The 6,872-nt window shown below is 73.1% G+C and carries 6 protein-coding genes and 1 pseudogene; 6 read left to right on the top strand and 1 reads right to left on the bottom strand.

What is annotated here, in order from left to right:
* The 6 genes from AOK16_RS19115 to AOK16_RS19090 all read left to right on the top strand — a co-directional run.
* Nucleotides 1–391 (top strand): fibronectin type III domain-containing protein (locus AOK16_RS19115; protein ID WP_169790917.1); only part of this gene is annotated, 391 nt, incomplete at its 5' end.
* Nucleotides 392–605: 214 nt separating this feature from the next.
* A complete protein-coding gene (locus tag AOK16_RS19110; protein ID WP_055473434.1) occupies nt 606–1,391 on the top strand; it encodes a VOC family protein in 786 nt (261 codons plus the stop codon).
* Between the two features lie 76 nt (nt 1,392–1,467).
* On the top strand, nt 1,468–1,926 hold the full coding sequence (locus tag AOK16_RS19105) for a hypothetical protein (RefSeq protein ID WP_055473433.1): 459 nt from the start codon (nt 1,468–1,470) through the stop codon (nt 1,924–1,926).
* A gap of 75 nt (nt 1,927–2,001) precedes the next feature.
* Nucleotides 2,002–2,535 (top strand): (2Fe-2S)-binding protein, encoded by a 534-nt coding sequence (locus tag AOK16_RS19100; protein WP_055473432.1) that lies wholly within the window; start codon nt 2,002–2,004, stop codon nt 2,533–2,535.
* A gap of 46 nt (nt 2,536–2,581) precedes the next feature.
* Nucleotides 2,582–3,577: an FAD binding domain-containing protein gene (locus AOK16_RS19095; RefSeq protein WP_055473431.1), complete on the top strand. Its 996-nt coding sequence runs from the start codon at nt 2,582–2,584 to the stop codon at nt 3,575–3,577.
* Nucleotides 3,574–5,817 (top strand): xanthine dehydrogenase family protein molybdopterin-binding subunit, encoded by a 2,244-nt coding sequence (locus AOK16_RS19090; protein ID WP_055473430.1) that lies wholly within the window; start codon nt 3,574–3,576, stop codon nt 5,815–5,817. Before AOK16_RS19095 ends, AOK16_RS19090 begins: the two co-directional genes overlap by 4 nt.
* Before the next feature lie 7 nt (nt 5,818–5,824).
* Here the strand turns inward: AOK16_RS19090 and AOK16_RS19085 are convergent.
* A pseudogene (locus AOK16_RS19085) lies at nt 5,825–6,872 on the bottom strand (glycoside hydrolase family 2 protein); the annotation flags it as partial.

Below are 6,872 nucleotides of genomic sequence, written 5' to 3'. Positions count from 1 at the left end.
CAAGGCCCGCGACGCCGCCGACCACTCCTCCCCCGCGAGCCCCGCCGCCCGCCTGACGACCGCGAAGGGCCGGGGAGGCGACGCGGGCACCGCGCCCGCCGACCTCCGCGTCACCACCCACGCCGAGGGCAGCTCGCACCACCTCGACCTGTCCTGGGTCCCGCCGAGGACGGGCGGCGAGGTCACCGCGTACGAGATCCACCTCGACGGGAGATTCGCCACGACCCTCAGCTGGGGCGCGGCGCCCCCCAAGGGCAGGGCCGCGTACAGCTTCTTCGTCGGGGAGAAGGCGGGCAGGACGTACGCGGTGAAGCTGCGCGCCAGGCTCCCGGACGGGACGTGGGGGGCGTTCTCCGAGGAGCGCACGGTCACTACGGGCGCCGGGCGCTGACACCACGGGCGGGCGCCCGGCACGGGGCGGCGCGTGGGACACCGCGGGCGGCGGGCGCCGACCGGGGCCCGCGCTCGGCTGGGGGCCTCGTCGAGGCACCGGCTTCGAGTGGCGGGCCCGTCCGTTCTCCGGAAGTGTGGGGCAAGGGGAACACACCAAACCGGCCCGCCCGCGGCCGGGACGCCCCGGGCGGGGTTCGTCGTGGAGGCTCACCATGCCCGAGGTCACCGCTCCCTACACCCCCGGCACCCCCTGCTGGGTGGAGCTCACCGCCCCCGACCAGCAGGCCGCGCTGGACTTCTACCGCGATCTCTTCGGCTGGCAGGGCGAGATCGGGCCGTCCGATTACGGCGGCTACTCGGTGTGCACGCTCAAGGGCCAACCGGTCGCCGGTGTCATGGCCGCCCAGCCGATGGGCGACCAGCCGGCACCGCCCACGGTCTGGACGACCTATCTCACATCGGCCGACGCCGACGCGACCCACGCGGCGGTCACCGAGCACGGCGGCTCCATCGTCTTCGGCCCGCCGATGGACGTGATGGAGCTGGGCCGCATGTTCGTCGCCTCGGACCCGGCGGGCGCGGTGTTCGGCGTCTGGGAGCCCAAGGAGTTCGCGGGCGCCGGGATCGTCAACGAGAACAGCGCGCTGATCTGGAACGAGCTGGCGACCCGGAACCCCGACAGCGCCCGCTCCTTCTACCCCGCCGCGCTCTCCATCGACATCGAGTCTATGGAGGGGTTCGAGGACTACTTCGCACTCAATGTGCGGGGCCGTACGGTCGGCGGCATGCGCCCGCTGGGCCCGGAGACCCCTGAGGAGATCCCCGACCACTGGCTCACGTACTTCTCCGTCGACGACGCCGACTCGACGGTGGACGCCCTGGTCAGGGCGGGCGGTTCGGTGATCGAGCCACCGTTCGACATGCCGGCCGGGCGGATGGCCGTGGTGCGGGACCCGCAGGGCGCGGTGTTCGCCCTGATCAAGCCGAGCCCGATGTGAGCGGGGTCCGCAAACCGCAGCGGGAACCGGAAAACCGGCCCCACGTGAGCGAGAGCCCAGCCCCCGAGGAGGTCCCATGACCCCGCTGACCGCGCGGTTCGCGGCCCGTCAGGCCCGCCAACTGCCGCTCCGCTGGAGCGTCGGAGCGTTCCTGCTCAACTCCGGCCTGTCGAAGGTGGACGCGGACGAGGAACTGGCCGAGCAGCTGCACGGCTTCGCCGTCGGCACGTACCCGTTCCTGAGCTCGTTCGAGCCGAAGCAGTTCGTGAGCCTGCTGTCGAAGGCGGAGCTGGCGCTCGCCGCCGCCCTGCTGGTGCCCGTGGTGCCGGCCGCCGTCGCGGGCGCCGGTCTGACGGCGTTCTCGCTCGGCACGGTCGGGCTGTATCTGCGGACCCCGGGCATGCGGCAGGAGGGCAGCCTGAAGTGGACCGACCAGGGGCTGCCGCTGGCCAAGGACGCCTGGATGGTCGGCATCGGGCTGTCCCTCCTCGCCGACGGCCTGCCGGGGCTGTGGCGCCGCTGCTGCCACCGATGAGCCGGAACAGCCCGAGTTGCGGCGGTTTTGCCGCCACCGGAGCATGAGGAGGACGGCCAATGGAGGTCCTTTCCCATGTCTGCACAAGGCCCGGCGCTGGGCGAACGGCAGCGCGCGGCAATCGAAGAACGCGGCCCAGGCCCCGTAGGAGTCACCCTCTCCGTGAACGGCGAGGAGAGATCCCTGGAGATCGAACCGCGCGTCAGCCTGCTCGACGCGCTGCGCGAGCATCTGGAGCTCACCGGCGCGAAGAAGGGCTGCGACCAGGGCACCTGCGGCGCGTGCACCGTGCGGGTGGACGACCGGCGGGTGCTGGCCTGCCTCACCCTCGCGATGACCTGCGAGGGGCGCGAGGTCACGACCGTGGAGGGGCTCGCGGAACACGGTGAACTGCACGCCATGCAGCGGGCGTTCATCGCGGAGGACGCGTTCCAGTGCGGCTACTGCACCCCCGGCCAGATCATGTCCGCGGTGGCGCTGCTGGAGGAGGGGCACGCCGGGGACGACGCGGAGATCAAGGAGTGGATGAGCGGCAACCTCTGCCGCTGCGCCGCCTATCCGCACATCCGCGCCGCCATCCGCAGCGTCCGCGACGGACAGCGGCGCTAGCCCCGCCCGCGCCGACAGCGGCCAGAATGCAGGGAGTTCACCCCTCGTGCGTCCCATCACCTACGCCCGGGCGGCCGACGCGGCCACGGCCATCGCCGCCGTCAGCGCCGACCCCGGCAGCGCGTTCCTCGCCGGCGGCACCACCGAGGTCGATCTGCTCCGGCAGAACGTCCTCACCCCGCGCCACCTCATCGACATCAACGACCTCCCCCTGAACAGCATCGAGCCCCAGCCCGACGGGGCCCTGAGGATCGGCGCCCTGGCACGGATGAGCGACGTGGCCGCCGACCCGCTCGTACGCGAGCGCTACCCGATGATCGCCCAGGCCCTGGAGCTGGGCGCGTCCGCGCAGCTACGCCACATGGCGTCCATGGGCGGCAACATGATGCAGCGGGTCCGCTGCTCCTACTTCCGCGACGCCGAGTCGCCCTGCAACAAGCGCGAGCCGGGCACCGGTTGCCCGGCCATCGAGGGTGTCAGTCGCGGGCACGCCGTGCTGGGTGTGAGCGAGCACTGCGTCGCCACCCACCCCTCCGACGTGGCCGTGGCCCTCGCCGCGCTCCAGGCCCGGGTGCACACCCAGGGCCCGGGCGAGGAGACCCACGCGTACGCCTTCGACGACTTCTTCCTGCTCCCCGGCTCCACCCCGGACCGCGAACACCCCCTGGCACACGGCGAGTTGATCACCGCCATCGAGGTCCCGGCCGTCCCCGTGGCCCGCAGGTCGCTGTATCTGAAGGTGCGCGACCGGGAGTCGTACGAGTTCGCGCTGGTCTCGGTGGCCGCCGCGCTGTCGCTGGTGGACGGGACCATCGCGGACGTGCGGCTGGCGCTCGGCGGGGTGGCCACCCGGCCCTGGCGGGCCATGCACGCCGAGGACTTCCTGATCGGGGCCGTCGCGCAGCGCGCCAACTTCGAGCAGGCCGCCCGGGTCGAGCTGTCCACGGCCCGCCCCACCCCCATGAACGCCTTCAAGGTCGAACTGGCCCAGCGCGCCATGGTGCGCGCCCTGGAGACCCTCGCGAACGGGAGCCCGGCATGACCGCCACCGCACCTCCGGCACCGGCCATCGGACAGTCCCTCGACCGCGTCGACGGCCGCCAGAAGGTCACCGGCGCGGCCCGCTACTCCGCCGAGATCCCGCTCCACGGCATCGCCTACGCCCATCTGGTCGGCGCCCGGATCGCCGGCGGGCGGATCACGGCCGTCGACGCCGGGGCCGCCCGCGCGGCCGACGGGGTGCTGGCCGTCCTCACCCACGAGAACCTGGAGAAAATCGCCTCGCTGCCGCCGCTGCTGCCCTCGCTGGCCGGCTCCGCGGCGCCCGGCCAGACCTTCTTCCCGATGCAGGACGCCACCGTCCACTACGCGGGCCAGCCGGTGGCGGTCGTCGTCGCGGACACCCACGAGCGCGCCCGGCACGCGGCGAGCCTGGTGCGCGTCCGCTACGAGGAGTCGTCCTCGGTCACCACGATCGACCAGGGCCGCGACCAGGCGTACGAGCCCGAGGCGATCTTCGCGGACTTCATCCCGGGCCGCTCCGGGCGCGGCGACATCGAGGCGGGGATCGCCCAGGCCGAGGCCCTGGTACAGGGCGAGTTCAGCTACGCGGCCAACCACCACAACCCGATCGAGCCCTCGGCCACCACCGCGCAGTGGGACGGCGACGAGCTGGTCCTCCACGACGCGACGCAGGGCGTGAACGCCACCCGGCTGACGGTGGCCGCGCTGCTGGGCCTGCCGATCACCAAGGTCCGGGTGGTCAGCCACTTCGTCGGCGGCAGCTTCGGCTCCAAGGCCATGATCTGGCACCACCCGGCGCTGGCCGCGATGGCCGCCCGGGAGGTCGGCCGGCCGGTCAAGCTCTCCCTCACCCGCGAGCAGATGTTCACCTCCTGCGGCCACCGCGAGGAGCAGGAGCAGCGGATCACGCTGGGCGCCACCCGCGACGGCAAGCTGACCGCGCTGCGACACCACAAGCTCTCCCCCACCTCCCCGTTCGACCACTGGGCCGAGCCCTCGCTGGGCGTCGCCTCGCAGATCTACGGGTGCCCCCACTACGAGGGCGTGTACCGGCTGATCCGCGCCAACACCATGACGCCCACGTTCACGCGCTGCCCCGGCGAGGCGTCCGGGATGCACGCCCTCGAGTGCTCGATGGACGAACTCGCCCAGCAGCTCGGCCTCGACCCGCTCGAACTGCGGCTGCGCAACATCAGCGACACCGACCCGGCGACCGGCCACCCCTGGTCCAGCAGCGGCCTGAAGGAGTGCTACGAGCGCGGGGCCGCCCGCTTCGGCTGGCACGACCGCGACCCGGAGCCCGGCAGGCGGCGCGAGGGCCACTGGCTGATCGGCACCGGCATGGCCACCGCGGGCTACCCGGTCTACCAGCCGAACAACCCGCAGCGCGCCCGCGCCCGCATCTACGCCGACGGCACGGCGGTCGTCCAGGCGGCCACCCCGGACTTCGGTACGGGCGTGGCCACGGTCATGACGCAGGTGGCGGCGGAGACCCTGGGCATCTCCGTGGACCGCTGCCGGTTCGAGAACGGCGACACCGATCTGCCCAACATCTCGGCCGCGGTGGGCTCTTCCGGCGCCGGGATGATCAGCGCGGCCGTGCACACCGCCGCGAAGGCCCTGCGCGACCAGCTCGTCACCCGGGCCGTGGCCGACAGCGGCTCACCCCTGCACGGCGCGGACCCGGCGACCGTGACCGTACGGGACGGGGTGATGACCGCGGGCTCGGACGCAGAGTCGTACGCCGACCTGCTGCGGCGCAACTTCCAGCCGGACGCGGAGGCTTCGGGCGCCTGGATGCCCGCGGAGGCCACCGAGCAGTACGGGATGATGACCTTCGGCGCGCAGTTCGCGGAGGTCGCGGTGGACGCGGAGCTGGGACTGATCAGGGTGCGCCGGTTGACGGGCGCGTTCGCGCCGGGCCGGGTGCTCAACCCCAAGACGTGCCGCAGCCAGCTGATAGGCGGCATGCTGTGGGGGCTCGGCCAGGCGCTGCTGGAGTCCAACCGCATGCAGCCGCGCACCGGCCGCTGGGCGAACTCCAACCTGGGCGAGTATCTGATCGCGGTCAACGCCGACGTCCCCGACGTCGACATCGAGCTCGTCGACGTCGAGGACCGGATCGTCAATCCGCTGGGTGTGAAGGGCGTCGGCGAGGTCGGCCAGGTGGGCGTCTCGGCCGCCATCGCCAACGCCGTCCATCACGCGACGGGCCGGCGGGTGCGCAAGGTGCCGATCACCATCGAGGACATGCTCTGATCCGGCGTCAACCAGTGGTCTTCTGGGCCGAGTTCACGCAGAACAGCGCCTTCTCCACGGCGGCCTCCGGTGAGCCGTCCGCCGCCCAGCCGTGCACCGCGATCGTGGCGCTCTCCCCCGGCAGGAGGGTCACCAGCCCGGTGTCCGTGCGGGCCCCGGGCGCGAGCCGGTCCGCCTGGAGCAGCAGATCGCGTACGAGAGTGCGGGCCGTCACGGTCACCTCCGCCCCGGCCCCGGTCGTCGCGACCGAGAGGTCCCAGCGCGGCGCCGGGTAGGCGAAGTCCTTGTCCCGGGCGGGGAACCAGAACGCCCGCGCGCCGTCCGCCTCGACCACGAGCAGCTCCTTCGCGGAGCCCTCGGCGGGGGTGGCGGACCCGGGCACCGGGAGGGTGGCCACGGCGCGGGCGGCGCAGCCGAAGGGCAGCCGCTCCTGGGCCAGTACGGTCCCGTCCACGGCGATCCGGCGCAGCACCGCGTGGCCCGTCCAGGGCTCGGCGGACTGGTTGACCACGGCGGCCACCAGGCCGCCGTCGCGCGGCTGGACGGTAAGGAGCCGGTCGGCGTAGAGCCGCCTGAGCTCGTGGTAGAGCGGCTTGAGGTGGCCGTCGCCGTCGATCGCGGCCCAGGAGGTGACCGGCCAGCAGTCGTTGAGCTGCCAGACGACGGTGCCGGCGCAGCGCGGCCAGTGGGAGCGCCAGTGCTCGATGCCGGTGGCGATGGCGCGGGCCTGGTTGACCTGCGTGAGGTAGTGCCAGGCGTCGAAGTCCACGGCCTCGTTGAAATGGTGGGCCAGGCCGCGGGCCAGCTTGCCGTTGCCGTCGCCCGCCTTCTGGTGGTGCAGCATGCCGGGCGAGTCGGGGGCGAGCGGGGCGTCGCTGAGGGCGCGCCGCAGGGTGGCGTACGCGGGCGGGGCCTGGAAGCCGAACTCGGCGAGGAAGCGGGGGATCTGGGTCCGGTACTCGGTGTGGTCGAGGCGGTTCCAGACGTCCCAGGAGTGGGCGGTGCCGTGGTCGGGGTCGTTGGGGTGGTGGTCCCAGGAGCCGGACCAGGGGCTG

This window comes from Streptomyces pathocidini, from assembly GCF_001418495.1.
Taxonomy (GTDB): domain Bacteria; phylum Actinomycetota; class Actinomycetes; order Streptomycetales; family Streptomycetaceae; genus Streptomyces; species Streptomyces pathocidini.
Note: the sequence above shows the minus strand (reverse complement) of the source record. Positions and strands in the feature narration are given on the sequence as shown.